We start from the raw sequence: 13,259 nt of genomic DNA, 5'->3' as shown, positions 1-13,259 counted from the left end.
CCCCCGTGATTCGACCGGCTGGCAGGGACGCGGAAAGCGGATGCCGGAACCTACCGTGGAGGCATGACGACAACGTATTCGCCACCTCGGCCCGTCGCGACGCCCGCGCGCGTGGCTGGCGCGATCGCCCAGCTCGCCGCGCTCGGTGTGATCGGCCCCGGGGTGTTCGCCATTCTCATGACGCTTCTGGGTCTCGGCCTCGGGCTTCTGCCCGTGATCGGGATCGGGCTCCTCTTCCTGCTGGCCTTCGTGTACGTGCTGTTCGCGCTGAGTTGGCTCGAGAACGCGCGCATCGACGGGCTCTACCGCTTCGGACTTCCTGCGCGTCGCCCCCGCCGCAGCCCCAAGCCGGGATTCGGTGGCTTCCTCCACACGATTTGGCTGCAGTTCATCGACCCGGGCATGTGGCGCGCTGTGGCAAACGGCGCGATCGCCACCATCCTCGGCTGGATCGTGCTGAGCCTCGTCGGCGTCACGGCATCCGGTGTCGCGCTCGCGTTCTCGCCCCTGTACGCCGGAACAGCGGATGCCGTTCGCCTCGGCAGCACGTGGATCGATGTGTCCACGGCGTGGGCGGTCCCGGTCGGCATCGTCGTGTCGCTGCTGGCGCTGGCGACCATCGTGGGTCTTGCCATCTTGCACGGTGTGCTGGCCCGCGCGATCATGATCCCCTCGCGGGAAGCGCTTCTGGCTGAGCAGGCCCGGCAGTCCCAGGCGCAGCGTGCCGGGGCTGTGCGCGCCGCCGACGTCGAGCGCACCCGGATCGAACGTGACCTCCACGATGGCGTGCAGCCGCGGCTCGTGTCGGTGGGGATGACCCTGGGGCTGGCGCAGCAGAAGATCGATTCCGATCCCGCAGCCGCGAAGGAACTCATCTCCGAGGCCCACACGTCGACGAAGGCGGCGATCACGGAACTGCGGCAGCTGGCGCGCGGCATCCACACCTCCGTGCTCGACGACCGCGGACTGGATGCTGCGCTATCCGCCCTGGCTGCCCGGTCGCCCGTGCCCGTTGTGCTCGACGTGAGGATCACCGAGCGCTGCGCACCGACAGCGGATGCCGCCGCCTACTTCGTGATCGCGGAAGCGCTCACCAACGCGGCAAAGCACTCGCGTGCGACCGAAGCGCGGGTGCTGGTGCGCCAGCGCGAGGGAGGAGTGCTCTGGGCCCGCGTCGAAGACAACGGCATCGGCGGTGCCCAGGTCATTCCCGGCGGGGGACTGGACGGCATTTCGAACCGTGCTCTCGGCGCCGGCGGCACCTTCTCCGTCGACAGTCCCGTCGGCGGCCCGACGACCGTGGAAGTGAGCCTGCCATGCGCATCGTGATCTGCGAAGACTCCGTCCTGCTGCGGGAGGGTCTGGTCCGCCTGCTCGAGGATGCCGGGCACGAGGTGGTCGCCGCCCTCGGCGACACCGACGGCCTGACCGACGCGGTAGCCGACCTCGACCCCCAGCTGTGCATCCTGGACGTTCGCCTTCCCCCGACCCGCACCGATGAAGGCATCCGTGCTGCAGTCAGCCTTCGCGCGTCGCGCCCCGATCTTCCCGTCCTGGTGCTCTCGCAGTATGTGGAGGAACGGTACGCGAGCGAGCTCATCGCCGGACGCGGCGGCGCCCTCGGTTATCTGCTGAAAGACCGGGTCGCCGACGTGGCCGAGTTCCTCGAGTCCGTCGACGACATCGCGGCGGGAGGGACTGTCTTCGACCCCGAGGTCGTCGCCCAGTTGCTGGGCAGGCGAGCCCGGGATGAGCGGATGCAGCGGCTGACCGACCGCGAGGCCACGGTGCTCGCACTCATCGCCGAAGGAAAGTCCAATCAGGCCATCGGGCGGACCCTCCACATCAGCGAGGGCAGCGTCGAGAAACACATCACGGCGGTCTTCCAGAAGCTCGAACTCGAGCAGGACGACTCCGGCAACCGGCGGGTGCTCGCGGCCCTCGCCCACATCGCTCACGGCGGGATGCCGCCCCAGACGGGAGAATTGTCATGACCACGAACCTCACACCGCCACCCGCTCCCACTTCGCCGCAAGGCCCCGATGCCCCGGCTCCCGGCTCCGAGCCCGCGTCTTCCGGACCACGCGGATCCTCCACCGTCGTCGCGATCCTGATCATCGTCCTCGGCGCGCTGATCGTGCTCGGCACGATCGTCGGTGCGGTGTTCAGCACGATCCGGGCAGCTGCCGTTTCCACTGCCTCGTCGACTGTCGCCGTGGCTGGAGTCGACGCCCTCTCGATTGAGTTGAACGCCGGGTCGTTGACCGTCGAGTACGCGGATGTCGACGAGGCAGAGCTCGAGGTCACCGCACCCTTCGGTGGTGATCGCTGGACTCTCGAGCGTGCCGGTGACACCCTCACGGTCGCCTCCCCGAGCTGGGAATGGGGGATGGGCTGGATCTTCGGCGGCAGCGGCCGCGCCGTGCTCGTCCTGCCTGACAGTCTCGAGGGCCTCGACGCCGACGTGCAGATGGCGGCTGGGTCACTGCGCGCCGACGGCGACTTCGGTCTCGTCGACCTCACTGTCGGTGCGGGGGAGCTCACGCTCGACGGATCCGCCGAGGACGTGTCGGGCGACCTGTCTGCGGGGCGCGCAGTGCTCAACCTCGCGGATGTTGACACCGCGGACCTGACGGTCAGCGCCGGGTCGATGGATGCCGCGTTCAGTGGGGCTCAGCCCAGCGACATCCGTGCCGGAGTGAGCGCGGGTTCGCTCACCCTCGTCGTTCCCGACGGGGCGTACGACGTCACCTCTGACGTCTCAGCCGGCAACTTCCGCAATCAGCTCGGCAGCGATCCCGGCGCTGACAGCACGATCTCAGTGGAGGTCTCGGCCGGACAGGTGATGCTGCGCGCCGCACGCTGATGCGAAAAGCGACGGAGGGGGGAAGCTCAGAGCTTCGCCCCTCCGTCGCCGTCGATCGCCTCCCGAGCCGCAACGAGCCCCGCGGCGCGGCCGGCGGCGTAGGACTCGGCGGCGCCGGTGTGGAACATGTCGTGCTCGCGTGCTCGGATGATCGAATGGGCACCGGGCAGCTCGAGCGAACCCACGAGGTCGCTTCGTCCCCGAATGACCGCAACCGGCGTGCGTCCGGTCTTTCCCTTCACAAGGTCGGCAGCTGCAGCGAGCTCGTCGGCCACACACGGCATCGTCACCACGAGCGGCCGGCCCTCGGCATCCGTGCCGCCGCGCAGGTCGTCGAACACTCGGATGCCGGCCGCGCCGATCGCGGCATCCGTCTGGCCCTCGCGCCACGCGCGCCCGAGGGTGTCGCTGATGATGACGCCGACCTCGGCGCCGGTTGCCTCGCGTAGCCCCGCGGCGAGGGCGCGGGCCGAGGCATCCGGATCGATGGGAAGCAGCAGCACCGTCCCGTCGGGCGTGTTTGACGCGTCGACGCCTGCGGCCGCCGCGATGATTCCCAGACGGTTCTCGACGATGCGGGTGGTATGACCGGATGCCGCGACCCGGGTGGCGACGACACGCACAGTCTCGGCGGTGATCGCTTCCTCGCGGTCGGCGGCGGCGACGAATCGATCTTCGGCCTTCGAGACGATCTTGGAGGTGACCACCAGGATGTCACCGTCGACAAGCGAGTCTCCGGCGGCGGCGCCGATCAGAGCGACGAGGTCATCTCCGGCGACGATCTCGCGAATGCCGTCGAGCGCCCAGATCTGCAGCATCGTCACGGACGTTCAGTTCGTGTCGAGCCGTCACCTCGGGCGGTCACCGGACGAAGCGCACCTCGGTGAGCGACTCGCCGAGGAACGCCTCGTCGTGGGTTGCTCCGTCCAGAGCGAAACCGTTTCGGGTGTAGAACCGATGTGCGCGGGGGTTATCAGCGGCGACCCACAGGTACACCCCTTCGCCCTCTTCGATCGCTGCGTCGAACAGGAGCTGGCCCACACCGGTGCCGTGGAACCGGTGCAGCAGATAGATGAAGTACAGCTCGCGCTCACGCGGAGCATCCTCGTCCCGGGCCGGCCCGGAACCGACGAAGCCGATGATCTCGCCGTCGACGAGCGCCGCGCTCATGCGGTATTCCTCACCCTGGGCTGCCCAGTGCGTCCACAGCTCGGCAAGTCTCTTCGGTGAGACGTTCTCGAGAGCTGCCTTGCTGATGAGGTGGTCGTAGGTCTCGTGCCAGCACGTCGCGTGGACGCGACCGAGTTCCTGTGCGTCGACATCGCGCACGGGCCTGACGATGACATCCGTCTGCGTTTCGGCGTTCATGGCCAGACTCTACGCGGGCGATCACGCGGGAAAGAAATCGGCGCAAAGCCGGGGCGGATGCGGCGGGTTTGTGCTGTGGGAATCCCACAACGGCGTACCCCGTCGATGCGTTCTCCCCTAGCATCGCCCCTCGTGAACGTGATGTGGCGAACGATGCTGGTGATCTGGCGAGCCCGGTGGCGCAAGCGCCGAGAGGGTCTGGTCTCACCCACGGGCGTTGCGCGGATTCGCTTGACGACGCTGCCGACAGATATCGACATCCTGCGCCACATGAACAATGGACGATATCTGTCGCTGTTCGACCTCGGCCGGTGGGACTTGCTGGTGCGCTCAGGCCTGCTCGACGCGATGCGGGAGCAGGGTTGGTATGCCGTGGTCTCGAGCGAGACGATCTCTTTTCGCAAATCCCTCCAGCTCTGGCAGCGTTTCGACGTCGAGTCGCGCTTCATCGGTCACGACGATAAGGCGCTGTATCTGGAGCATCGCGCGGTCGTAAACGGCGAGATCTTCGCCCGCGCGATCATCCGGTCGCGGATGCTCAAGCGCGCGGGCGGCACGGTCAGCCACGACGAGTTCTTCGCCGCCGTTGGCCGCCCCGACGACACCCCGGACGTCTCGTCCTGGATCCACGACTGGGCAGCGGCATCTGCCCTCCCGCCCACCAAGGCCGAGGCGCCCAGCATCTGGGCCTGATCGGGCTCGCGGACGCGGCGTCGCTAACTCCTCAGCCCCGGGCCTCATGGCGGGGTTTATTGCGTTCCGGATGCTGATTCGGGGCGGAGTTGCGGAGTTAGCCACGTCCCGAGAAGACCGCCCCGCGCAACCTGTTCCGCGGGCCGGCCGGACGTAGGCTGATCGCATGCAGGAGACCCCCGACCCGGCGCCACCCGCGCCGTCGGGCGACCTGGCGCAGCGCGCGATCGACCTCGCCGCACGCTGGGTTGCCGAAGCCGCCGAGTTCCCCGCTGATGCCTCGGCCCAGCGCCTCGCCGGAGTCCTGAAAGATCCGAACGGTCTGCCGTTCACGATCGGCTTCGTCGACGGTGTCATGCGGCCCGAGAGTCTCACTGCGGCAGCATCCACGCTCTCTCGCATCGCGCCGCTCGCGCCGGAGTTTCTGCCCTGGTACCTCCGGGGGGCCGTGAAGGTCGGCGGGGCGGTCGCTCCCGTGCTCCCTTCGCCTGTCGTGCCAATCGCCCGCCGCGCCCTGCGCGAGATGGTCTCGCACCTCGTCGTCGACGCTCGCCCCGAAAAGCTCGGGCCTGCGATCGCAGCGCTGCGCGAGGGCGGCGCGAAACTGAACCTCAACCTGCTCGGCGAAGCCGTTCTCGGCGAGCGTGAGGCGCTGCGCCGGCTCGAGGGCATCCACGACCTCATCCGTCGCCCCGATGTCGACTACGTCTCGGTGAAGGTCTCGGCGATCGCGAGCCACATCTCGATGTGGGCCTTCGATGAGATCGTGGATGCCGTCGTCGAGCGCCTCACTCCGCTGTACCTCACCGCCGCGACGGGGCTGCCTGAGAACGGCGGCCGCACCTTCATCAACCTCGACATGGAGGAGTACCGCGACCTCGACCTGACGATCGCGGTGTTCACTCGCATCCTTGAGGATGAGCGGCTCCGCGACCTCGAGGCGGGGATCGTGCTGCAGGCCTATCTGCCCGATGCGCTCCCCGCGCTGCGGGAGCTCACGGCCTGGGCGCGCCAGCGCGTCGCGGGCGGCGGTGCTCGCATCAAGATCCGGCTCGTCAAGGGCGCCAACCTCGCGATGGAGCGGGTGGACGCGATCATGCACGACTGGCCCCTGGCGACCTACGACCGCAAGCTCGAGACCGACGCCAACTACCTGCGGTGCCTCGACGAGGCGTTGCAGCCGAAGAATACGGATGCCGTGCGGCTCGGCGTCGCGGGGCATAACGTCTTCGACATCGCATACGCGTGGCTGCTGGCCGGCGAGCGCGGAGTACGCGAGGACATCGAGATCGAGATGCTCCTGGGCATGGCGCAGGGGCAGGTCGCGGCGATCTCGCGCGAGGTCGGACACGTGCTCCTGTACGTGCCGGTTGTGCACCCGCAGGAGTTCGACGTTGCGATCAGCTACCTGGTGCGCCGACTCGAAGAGAACGCGTCGAGCGAGAACTTCCTGTCTGCTGCGTTCGATCTCGCCGACGACCCCGCGCTGTTCGAGCGGGAGCGGGATCGTTTCGTCGCGTCGCTCGAGCGCTCCACTGAGCCGGGGCTGTCGACCGGCCCCAACCGCCGCCAGAACCGGGGGGCGGAGGAAACCGCCGACGGCGCTGCCGAGTCCCGCATCCTTCGCGACGCTCCTTCGCCGCAAGCCGGTGGCCTGACACAGGCTGTGCTGGGGATCGCGAGTTCCGCGACATCCGACGACGGCATCGCCCGCTTCGGTGGGGTCGAATACGTCGAGACCGCGATCTACTCCGCGACCGAGTCGGACGGTGTAGCCGCGGGCGCGCCGGGGTTCCGCAACGCGCGTGACACCGACCCGGCGCTCCCGGCGAACCGCGAGTGGGCGCGGCACGTGCTCGAGCGCATGGCGGTGTCGACGGCAGGGGATGCGACGATCGAGGCATCTCGGGTCACGGATGCCGATCGGCTTGAGGAGATCATCGCCGGAGTCCGCGACGCGGCATCTCGGTGGGGCGCGATGCCGGCGGCCGACCGATCGGCAGTGCTGCAGGCCGCGGCGCGGGCATTGGAAGCCCGGCGCGGCGAACTGATCGAGGTCGCTGGATCCGAGACGGGCAAGGTCTTCGCTGAGGCGGATGTCGAGGTGAGCGAGGCTGTCGACTTCGCGAACTACTACGCCGCGACCGCGCGAGAGCTCGATCGTGTCAGCGGTGCGGTGTTCGTGCCCGCGCGCCTCACGGTGATCACCCCACCATGGAACTTTCCCATCGCGATTCCCGCGGGCGGCGTGCTGGCTGCGCTCGCCGCGGGCTCGGGTGTGATCTTCAAACCGGCGCCGCAGGCGAGACGCTGCGCTGCGGTGGTGGCGGAGGCCCTCTGGTCGGCTGGCGTGCCCCGGGACGTCCTCGCCCTGGTTGACATTGACGAGGGTGGCCTCGGGCAGCAGTTGATTTCGCATCCGGATGTCGACCGCGTCATCCTGACCGGCTCGTTCGAGACCGCATCCCTGTTCCGCTCTTGGCGTCCTGATCTGCCCCTTCTCGCTGAAACGAGCGGCAAGAACGCCATGGTCATCATGCCGTCCGCGGACCTCGACCTCGCGGCATCCGATCTCATCAAGAGTGCCTTCGGGCACGCGGGGCAGAAGTGTTCCGCAGCATCGCTCGCGATACTCGTCGGCCCGGTCGGGCGCTCGGAGCGCTTCGCGCGGCAGCTCGTGGATGCCGCGACCTCGCTGCGGGTAGGACCACCGACCGATCCGCGCTCCGAGATGGGGCCGGTGGTCGAACCGCCCCGCGGCAAGCTGGAGTGGGCGCTGACGACCCTCGATGAGGGCGAGCAGTGGCTCGTCGCCCCCGAGCCGCTCGACTTCGGGCCCGAGTTTGCCGGCCGGTTCTTCCGCCCCGGCATCCGGGTCGGGGTTCAGCCGGGGTCGCGCGTGCACCTCGAGGAGTTCTTCGGACCCGTGCTCGGGATCATGCACGCGAACTCCCTTGCCCACGCGATCGAGCTGCAGAACGCCGTCGCGTACGGCCTCACCGCGGGTCTGTACACGCAGAACCCCGACGATCTCGCGCTGTGGCTCGACCGCGTCGAGGCCGGCAACCTTTACGTGAACCGCGGGATCACGGGAGCGATCGTGCAGCGTCAGCCGTTCGGTGGCTGGAAGCGCTCGTCGGTCGGCCCCGGCACGAAGGCGGGCGGACCGAACTACCTCATCGGCCTCGGCAGGTGGCGGGGGACGGATGCCGGCGCGCCGTCGTCGACGCTGCACCTGCGCGGCCTCGATTCGCGGATCACGACGGTCATCGAAGCTGCTCAGGCATCGCTCGACTACCCCGCGTTCGAGTGGCTTCGCCGCGCCGCGCTCTCGGACGCCGTAGCGTGGAACGAGGAGTTCGGGCGGGTGACGGATGTCTCGCGGCTGGGCGTGGAGCGAAACCTCTTCCGCTACCGGCCGGTCGAGGTCGCGATCCGGGCGACGGGGGATGCGACGTGGCAGGCGCTGCTGCGTGTCATCCTTGCCGGCATCCGTACCGGGTCGATGACCACCGTCAGCGCGCCCGTCGGGCTGCCCGCGGCGGTGCGCCGCGCGCTGAGCGAGCAGGACGTGAACGTCTTCGTCGAGACCGAGAACGAGTGGCTCGCCCGCGTCGCCCGCCCCGAGCAGGACGTCGCGGATGCCGTTGCCGGCGAGCCCCGGCCGACTCGCCCGCCCCGGGTGCGGCTGGTCGGCGGTGTCGACGCGGTGGCGGTGCTGCATTCTGCGCTCGCCAAGGCCGTCGGTGGGGATCCGGATGTCGCGATCTATGACAACGAGGTGACAACGGCGGGCCGCATCGAGCTGCTCCCGTTCCTGCACGAGCAGTCGATCACCATCACCGCCCACCGCTTCGGCAACCCCGACGCGTGGTCGGCGGACGTCATCTGAGGGGCGATGGTGGTCGCAACGGCGCAGATTCTGCGTAACGCGGCGCCGTTGCGAACGCGACATCACTCAAGCGGGTAGCGACGCCGCAGAACCCAGCGCTGGCCGAGCGTCCAAGTGACTGTCACGGCGAGATAGAGCGCGGCGGCCAGTGGCACGAACGCCGCGAACACGACGGACAGGTACGGCAAGAACCCGAGCGCACGCTGCACGCCGCCGGATGCCAAGGGCGAGGCATCCGGCTCTGCGGGAACCGCCGGGCGGAAAATGCGCCGCGTGACCTCGGCGACTGCTGCCATCAGCACCATGAGCGTGCCGAACACGACAGCCGTCTCGACCGAGAAGGCGCCGGCGGACCCCACGAGGCTCGTACCGAGAGATACGCCGAAGAGATGCTCGGTCAGCAGGTCGTTCGGATGGTTACCGACGATGCTCCGGAGGAACACGGCGTAGATCAGGCCGACGATCGGCGCCTGGATCAGGGCGGGCAGGATGCCGGCAAGCGGTGAGGTGTTCTCATCGCGATACAGCTGCATCATCTCGCGCTGCATCCGCTCGGGGTTCTTTCGGAACCGCTTCTGTATCTCGCGCAGTCGGGGAGTAATTTGCATGCGCACCTGCTCAGAGCGGGCCTGGGCTATGCCGGCGGGAATGAGCGCGGCGCGGACGAAGAGGGTGATGATGACGATCGCGAGGGCGGCGGAGGCAGCTCCCGCGACCGGGCTGAGGAGGGCAGACAGGCCCATGAGGGTTCGGTAGGTGGTGTCGAGAAGAAAGGCGAACGGAGGAAAGGCGAACAGGTCCACGGCGGACTCCCGGTAAGTCGATGACGGATGCGGGTGCGTCTGGCCGCAGGGTCGTCGAACGTCCGGCTGCACGCCGTGAGGGGGGCGTGCGTGAACCCCGGAGGAGGTGAACGAACGGGTGCGGCCTAGGCCGCGAGTCCCGGCGCCCTCGGGCGGGCGTGACCCTCGGCATCCGGGTCGCTCTGCTCTACGAGCGCGGAGGGGTCGATCTCTCCGCCGGCTCGGGCAAGCCGTTGCTGCGCTGATCCCGGCCGCGCGATCGCGTGAAGGGCGAGGACCGCGAGCGCAATCGTGGTGACGACGACAACCGCGAGCGTCACGGTGTTCGCGTCGGCGAGGGTCAGCAGGCCGAGCGTCGACAGGATGAGCGCGAGCAGCGCAGCGGTCGCGTTACGCATCTGTCGGCCTCCTCTCGCCAGTGACACGCTAACACCGCGCTGCGTGGCATGCGCGTGCTGGAATGGGGGCATGGCCGAGAAGAACTGGGCGGGGAATCTCACGTATCGGGCGGCGGCGGTGCGGGAGCCCGCGAGCCTCCGCGAGCTCTCCGACATCGTCGCCCGGACTCCGGGGGTCCGGGCGCTCGGTAGTCGCCACTCGTTCAGCCCCATCGCCGACACGGACGGAACACTCGTGTCGCTCGCGAGGATGCCACGCGAGATCGAGATCGATACGGATGCCGGGACAGCCCGGGTATCGGCGGGGCTTCGGCACGGCGACCTGGTGCCGGCCCTCGATGCCGCCGGGTTCGCGCTTGCCAACCTCGCCTCGCTGCCGCATATCTTGGTCGCCGGCGCCGTGCAGACCGGGACGCACGGTTCGGGAGATCGGATCGGGTCGCTTGCCACCCAGGTGCTCGGCGTCGAGATGGTAACCGCCGACGGCGAGGCGCTGACCCTGCGGCGCGGTGATCCGCAGTTCGACGGAGCGGTCGTGGCACTCGGAGCGCTCGGCGTCGTCACGCATCTGACGCTTGAGCTCGAGCCGGCATACGAGATCGCGCAGACGGTCTACGACGGCGCCCGCTGGGACGACGTGCTCGCAGGGTTCGACGCGATCACGGGCGCGGGAGACAGCGTCAGCCTGTTCACCAGCTGGCAGGATGCCGACACGATCGACCAGATCTGGGTCAAGGCGCGTCCGGGGCGAGCCAATGCCGACGCCGTGCTCGCAGCGGGTGGACGCGAGGCGGACGGGCCGCGGCATCCTGTGCCCGGCGTGGGGCCCGAGCCCTGCACGGTGCAGGGCGGAGTGCCCGGTCCGTGGCACTCCCGGCTGCCGCACTTCCGGCTCGAGTTCACGCCATCGGCTGGCGCGGAACTGCAGAGCGAATACCTCATCGACCGGCGCGATGTTCTCGCCGCGATCGAGGCGCTGCGGGCACTCGCGCCGGCGATCGCCCCGCTGCTCTATGTCTGCGAAGTGCGCGAGATGGCGGCTGACGACCTGTGGCTGAGTCCCGCGTTCGGGCGGGAGACCGTCGGTCTTCACTTCACGTGGCGACCTGACGTAGCGGGGGTCGAGGGGCTCCTACCCCGAATCGAAGACGCTCTACCCGAGTCGGCGCGGCCACACTGGGGCAAGGTCTTCACGATGGATGCTGACCGCATCCGCAGTCGGTACCCGCGGTGGGACGAGTTCGCGGCGCTGCGTGCGCGGATGGACCCCCGCGGCAGGTTCACCAACGACTACCTCTCGCGCCTCGGCTTAGCCTGACACGTGAGCGCCAGCGATATGTAAAGAACACTTGACACGGATGCCTCGCGACTCTACGCTCGGAGATGTCAAACATTCTATACATTCAAGCTCGAGGAGTCGACATGGGATACGTCGAGAGAAATACCTGGTCGCAACTGATTGCAAGTGCTGCGGGGACCGCTGTGTACCTGGTGCTGGTGCTGCCCCAGCTAGGGACCACCCCCATAGGAGAGATCGCCTGGCAGTGGCCGATGGTCTGGACGATCGCCGGTGCCATCGTGGTTTCGATCGTGATCAGCATCCTGTGGGGTATCGGCGCGGGCATGCGCGACCCCGACGAGGAGCACCGCGCCGACCAGCGTGACCGGGAGATCGAGCACCTCGGCGACCGCGTCGGACAGGCCTTTCTGGTCATCGGTGGGCTGGCAGCGCTCATCCTGGCGATGGTGCAGGCCGAGTGGTTCTGGATCGGCAACGCGGTCTTCTTCGGCTTTTTCCTGTCCGCGTTCATCGGCGGCATCGCCCGCATCGTCGTTTACCGCCGAGGGATGCCGTAATGGTCAAGCCGACAAGAATCACCAACACGATTCGCGCGACGCGGGAAGCTGCCGGGATGACTCAGGCCGAGGTGGCCCGCCACATCGGAGTCACCCGCCAGACGCTCATCGCGATCGAGCAGGGCAAGTACTCCCCGTCGCTCGAACTCGCCTTTCAGCTCTCGCGGCTGTTCGGGGTCGCGATCGACGACCTGTTCCAGTACCCAACGGATGCCCCGGACGGAGCGACACGATGATCGAGAACGAATCCGCGCCCGGCTCTTCAGCCTCCGCGACCACGATGGCGGCGTGGCTCCAGCGCCGCTACGGCGGACCCGAGGTCGTCGAGTCTGTTCAGCTGCCCCTGCCCACGCCGGGCGCCACTGACCTTCTCGTCCGGGTGCGTGCGTGCGGCATCCACGCCGGAGACGTGCGCCTGATGCGAGGCGACCCGTACCTCCTGCGGCTGGCATTCGGCATCCGTCGCCCGCGCACGGCTACCCGCGGCATCGATGTCGCGGGCACCGTCGTCGCTGTCGGATCCGAGGTCACGGACCATCGGCCCGGGGATGAGGTCGTAGCCGAGATCGGCGTCGGCGGGGGCCTCGCCGAGTATGCCATCGTGCCCGCCGCGCGCGCCGTAGTGCGGCCGGCTGACGTGCCGGTTCAGCATGCTGCGGCGCTGCCCGTCTCCGGCGGGACGGCCTGGCAGGCGCTGGATGCCGCGCACGTCGCATCCGGAAGCCGCGTCCTCGTGATCGGAGCGGCGGGAGGTGTGGGCACCTACACCGTGCAGCTTGCCGCCCAGCGCGGCGCGGAGGTGTGGGCGCTCGCCGGGGAGCGGGCGCTCGATCTCATGACAGACATCGGGGCGGCCCACGCGTTCGACTACCGGAGGGTCCAGCCGGGCTCGCCCGAGATTCCCGCGGAATCCTTCGACGCGGTAATCGATATCGCCGGCACCGCCCCTCTCTCCGCGCTTCGCGGACTGCTGCGGGACGGTGGCACGGTCGCGCTCGTCTCGGGCGCGGGGGGAAAGATTCTCGGCCCGATGGGACGGATGCTGAAGGCCGTCTTCCTTTCGCGGCGCCGGCGACGCATCCGCTCCCTCGCTGCCACCGCGAAACCCGAGATCCTGGCGCAGCTGGTGGAGCTGACCGGTCAGGGCAGCATCCGTCCCGTGATCGAGCGGACGTACCCGTTCCACGCGGCACGCGACGCGCTCGCGTACGTGGATGCCGGGCACACCGTCGGCAAGGTTGTCGTCATGGTCGAGTGACCCGCCCAGGTTCTCGGCCGGCGGCGACGATCGTGCGACAATGGATGCCGGCGTGCCCGTGTCGCCGGCATCTTTCTGCTCCGTCGGGCCTCTGGACAGCGTCCGCCAGCCGCACTCTCTTGGA

13 protein-coding genes are annotated in these 13,259 nt (G+C 68.8%); 9 read left to right on the top strand and 4 right to left on the bottom strand.

Annotated features, from left to right (window positions below; all coding sequences use genetic code 11):
* Positions 1-63 precede the first annotated feature (63 nt).
* Genes AADH62_RS06230 through AADH62_RS06220 form a run of 3 tightly spaced genes read left to right on the top strand, consistent with a single transcriptional unit; the run spans position 64 to position 2,866 of the window.
* Positions 64-1,329, top strand: coding sequence for a sensor histidine kinase (locus tag AADH62_RS06230; protein ID WP_341578722.1), 1,266 nt, complete (start codon positions 64-66; stop codon positions 1,327-1,329).
* A complete protein-coding gene (locus AADH62_RS06225; protein ID WP_228178375.1) occupies positions 1,317-1,994 on the top strand; it encodes a response regulator transcription factor in 678 nt (225 codons plus the stop codon). Before AADH62_RS06230 ends, AADH62_RS06225 begins: the two co-directional genes overlap by 13 nt.
* Positions 1,991-2,866: a hypothetical protein gene (locus AADH62_RS06220; RefSeq protein ID WP_341578721.1), complete on the top strand. Its 876-nt coding sequence runs from the start codon at positions 1,991-1,993 to the stop codon at positions 2,864-2,866. Before AADH62_RS06225 ends, AADH62_RS06220 begins: the two co-directional genes overlap by 4 nt.
* A 26-nt stretch (positions 2,867-2,892) precedes the next feature.
* Here the strand turns inward: AADH62_RS06220 and cofE are convergent, their stop codons facing one another.
* On the bottom strand, positions 2,893-3,684 hold the full coding sequence (cofE, locus tag AADH62_RS06215; RefSeq protein WP_341578761.1) for a coenzyme F420-0:L-glutamate ligase: 792 nt from the start codon (positions 3,682-3,684) through the stop codon (positions 2,893-2,895).
* Between the two features lie 43 nt (positions 3,685-3,727).
* Positions 3,728-4,234, bottom strand: coding sequence for a GNAT family N-acetyltransferase (locus AADH62_RS06210; protein ID WP_228178377.1), 507 nt, complete (start codon positions 4,232-4,234; stop codon positions 3,728-3,730).
* A 132-nt stretch (positions 4,235-4,366) separates the two neighbouring features.
* Between AADH62_RS06210 and AADH62_RS06205 the strand changes: the two genes are divergently transcribed.
* Entirely contained in the window at positions 4,367-4,927 is a 561-nt protein-coding gene (locus tag AADH62_RS06205; protein ID WP_292729494.1) for an acyl-CoA thioesterase, read from the top strand.
* 166 nt (positions 4,928-5,093) lie between these two features.
* Positions 5,094-8,819 (top strand): bifunctional proline dehydrogenase/L-glutamate gamma-semialdehyde dehydrogenase, encoded by a 3,726-nt coding sequence (locus AADH62_RS06200; RefSeq protein WP_341578720.1) that lies wholly within the window; start codon positions 5,094-5,096, stop codon positions 8,817-8,819.
* Between the two features lie 62 nt (positions 8,820-8,881).
* On the opposite strand, the gene AADH62_RS06195 is transcribed toward AADH62_RS06200, so the two are convergent.
* Together AADH62_RS06195 and AADH62_RS06190 are read right to left on the bottom strand one after the other, a co-directional pair.
* The gene (locus tag AADH62_RS06195) at positions 8,882-9,622 is read right to left on the bottom strand and encodes a YidC/Oxa1 family membrane protein insertase (protein WP_292736064.1); all 741 of its coding nucleotides are present in this window, start codon (positions 9,620-9,622) and stop codon (positions 8,882-8,884) included.
* Positions 9,623-9,747: 125 nt separating this feature from the next.
* Positions 9,748-10,020 carry a DUF6412 domain-containing protein gene (locus AADH62_RS06190; protein ID WP_341578719.1) on the bottom strand — a complete coding sequence of 91 codons (273 nt, stop codon included), beginning with the start codon at positions 10,018-10,020 and terminating at the stop codon, positions 9,748-9,750.
* Positions 10,021-10,090: 70 nt separating this feature from the next.
* On the opposite strand from AADH62_RS06190, the gene AADH62_RS06185 reads away from it, so the two are divergent.
* The 4 genes from AADH62_RS06185 to AADH62_RS06170 all read left to right on the top strand — a co-directional run bounded on the left by AADH62_RS06185 (position 10,091) and on the right by AADH62_RS06170 (position 13,135).
* Positions 10,091-11,338, top strand: a complete 1,248-nt coding sequence (locus tag AADH62_RS06185) for an FAD-binding protein (RefSeq protein ID WP_341578718.1) — start codon at positions 10,091-10,093, stop codon at positions 11,336-11,338.
* Positions 11,339-11,442: 104 nt separating this feature from the next.
* The gene (locus tag AADH62_RS06180; RefSeq protein ID WP_228178383.1) at positions 11,443-11,877 is read left to right on the top strand and encodes a hypothetical protein; all 435 of its coding nucleotides are present in this window, start codon (positions 11,443-11,445) and stop codon (positions 11,875-11,877) included.
* Positions 11,877-12,113, top strand: a complete 237-nt coding sequence (locus tag AADH62_RS06175; RefSeq protein ID WP_341578717.1) for a helix-turn-helix transcriptional regulator — start codon at positions 11,877-11,879, stop codon at positions 12,111-12,113. The genes AADH62_RS06180 and AADH62_RS06175 overlap by 1 nt, the downstream gene beginning before the upstream one ends.
* On the top strand, positions 12,110-13,135 hold the full coding sequence (locus AADH62_RS06170; protein WP_341578716.1) for an NAD(P)-dependent alcohol dehydrogenase: 1,026 nt from the start codon (positions 12,110-12,112) through the stop codon (positions 13,133-13,135). Before AADH62_RS06175 ends, AADH62_RS06170 begins: the two co-directional genes overlap by 4 nt.
* Positions 13,136-13,259 lie beyond the last annotated feature (124 nt).

The organism is Microbacterium schleiferi, assembly GCF_038150145.1.
In the GTDB taxonomy this organism is placed as follows: Bacteria; Actinomycetota; Actinomycetes; order Actinomycetales; family Microbacteriaceae; genus Microbacterium; species Microbacterium schleiferi_B.
Note: the sequence above shows the minus strand (reverse complement) of the source record. Positions and strands in the feature narration are given on the sequence as shown.